The following is a 2,264-nucleotide window of genomic DNA, read 5'->3' on the forward strand; positions in this document are numbered from 1 at the left end:
CTCCCGCACCGGCCGCGCCGGCACCGGCACCGGTGCGCACCCCGCGCTCGGCGCGCAGCGGCTCGGGCCCGCGCAAGCTGGTCGTCACGGAGGGCCCGCTGCGCGGCACGATCGTCCCGCTCGGCACGGCGCCGGTGCTCATCGGCCGTGCGCCGTCGTGCACGCTGGTCCTGGACGACGACTACTCCTCCTCGCGTCACGCGCGCGTCTTCCCGCAGGACGGCCAGTGGTTCGTCGAGGACCTCGGCTCGACGAACGGGACGTTCCTGGCCGACCAGCGCGTCGACGGACCGATCCCCCTGCCGACCGGTACACCGGTCCGCGTGGGACAGAGCGTGCTCGAGCTGCAGAGGTAACCCGGTGACCGTCGCCCTCAGGTACGCGGCGCGCTCGGACGTCGGGCTCGTGCGCACGAACAACCAGGACTCCGCCTACGCGGGTCCGCACCTGCTCATGGTCGCGGACGGCATGGGCGGGCACGCGGGCGGCGACGTGGCGTCGTCGGTCGCGGTCGCGGCGTTCGCGCCGCTCGACGGCGAGTCGCACGGCCCCGACGACGCGCTGGACCAGCTCGAGGCGGCGCTGGAGTCGGCGCGCGACGACCTGCTGGCGCGCGTCGACGCGGACCCGGACCTCGCGGGCATGGGCACGACGGTCATCGCGATCCTGCGTGCGGGCAACAAGCTCGCGATGGTGCACCTGGGCGACTCGCGCGGGTACCTGTTCCGGGACGGCGTCCTGACGCAGGTCACGACGGACCACACGTTCGTGCAGCACCTGGTGGACATCGGCCGCATCACGCCCGAGGAGGCCGAGCACCACCCGCAGCGGTCGGTCGTCATGCGCGTGCTCGGTGACTTCGACGCGGAGGTCACGCCGGACCTGTCGGTCCGGGAGGCACGCCCGGGCGACCGCTGGCTGCTGTGCTCGGACGGCCTGTCGGGCTTCGTCAGCGCGGACACGATCGAGGAGACGCTGCGCACGATCGCGGACGTCGACGCGTGCGCGGACCGGCTCGTGCAGCTCGCGCTGCGCGCGGGCGGCGGCGACAACGTGACCGTCGAGCCGGCCCAGCTCGACGGCCGCTACCTGTCGACGGAGGTCGCGGGCGGCTTCACGGGGCGCCTGGTCGGCGTCACGTGCGGGCGGGGCTCGCTCGTCGTGCACTTCGTCGAGCACGTCGGGACGGACGGCGCCGCGCTCCCCACCTGAGGGTGGGGCGCGCCGGGCCGTCGTTCCGCACGGTCACGCCTCGCGGTCGACCGCCTCGACCGCGGCGGGGACGTCAGGCCGGCGGGATGTTCTGGTTGAGGCGGAAGACGTTCTCGGGGTCCCAGGCCGTCTTGACCTGGCGCAGCCGGGCGTAGGTGCCGTCGCCGTACGCCCGCCGGACGCCCGCGGCGCCCTCGTCGGCGAGCGCGTTGACGTAGACGCCCGTGCTCCACGGCTCGAGCCCCGACGCGAGGCGGCGGCACGACGCGACGACGGCCTCGTCGTCCGCGGGGTCCTCCCAGCGGGCACCCACGTCGTACTCGAACTCCACGTCGCGGTGGACGAACGCCGTCGCGTCCGGGTCGACGTCCGCGATCGCCCCGCCGTACGCGACGAGGCTCGCCGCACCGGTGCGCGCGTCGACGTGCGCCAGGAACGCCTCGAGCGCCGCGTCGGTGAGACCCCGGACGTAGTGGCTCTTCGCGTAGCGCCGGAAGCCGTGCGCGGTCGGGACGTCCGACTGGCTCTGGAGCTCGACGTACGAGCGCGGCTCGACGCGTCGGGCGAGCGGCGTGCCGAGCCGGTCGAGCTCCGCGACCAGCCCGTCGGCGCCCGCGGGGTCCCCGACCCACGAGAACCCCAGCGTGAGCGCACCCCCGGCGACGAGGTCGGCGTAGAGCGTGGCGGCCCGCGGTGCGTCGGCCGCCCGGGACACCCAGGTCCCCAGCGCGTCGAGCGCGTGCTCGGGGTCGAGGTCCACCTCCGCCACGAGCGCCTGCGTGCCGACGTCGTGCAGCGTGAGGTCGAAGCGCGTGACGACGCCGAAGTTGCCGCCCCCGCCGCGCAGCCCCCAGAACAGCTCGGGGTTCTCGTCGGCGGTCGCGCGCACGACGTCGGCCTCCGCCGTGACGACCTCGAACCCGGCGACGTTGTCGCACGTCAGGCCCACCTGCCGCGCGAGCCACCCCACGCCGCCGCCGAGCGCCAGCCCGCCGATGCCCGTGTGCGACACGATGCCCGCCGTCGTCGCGAGCCCGAACGGCTGCGTGGCC

The 2,264-nt window shown here is 75.2% G+C and carries 2 protein-coding genes and 1 pseudogene; 2 read left to right on the forward strand and 1 reads right to left on the reverse strand.

The genetic code is table 11. From position 1 onward, the window contains the following. The coding region (locus HGA02_RS16930) for an FHA domain-containing protein FhaB/FipA (protein ID WP_168680335.1) at positions 1-356 on the forward strand (356 nt) is incomplete at its 5' end. A gap of 4 nt (positions 357-360) precedes the next feature. Beyond that, a pseudogene (locus HGA02_RS16935) lies at positions 361-1,062 on the forward strand (PP2C family protein-serine/threonine phosphatase); the annotation flags it as partial. Positions 1,063-1,285: 223 nt separating this feature from the next. Here the strand turns inward: HGA02_RS16935 and HGA02_RS16940 are convergent. Continuing rightward, positions 1,286-2,264: FAD-binding oxidoreductase (locus tag HGA02_RS16940; protein ID WP_168680337.1), on the reverse strand; the 979-nt coding region annotated here is incomplete at its 5' end.

Origin of the sequence: Cellulomonas septica (assembly GCF_012396155.1) — a bacterium.
GTDB lineage: Bacteria > Actinomycetota > Actinomycetes > Actinomycetales > Cellulomonadaceae > Cellulomonas > Cellulomonas septica.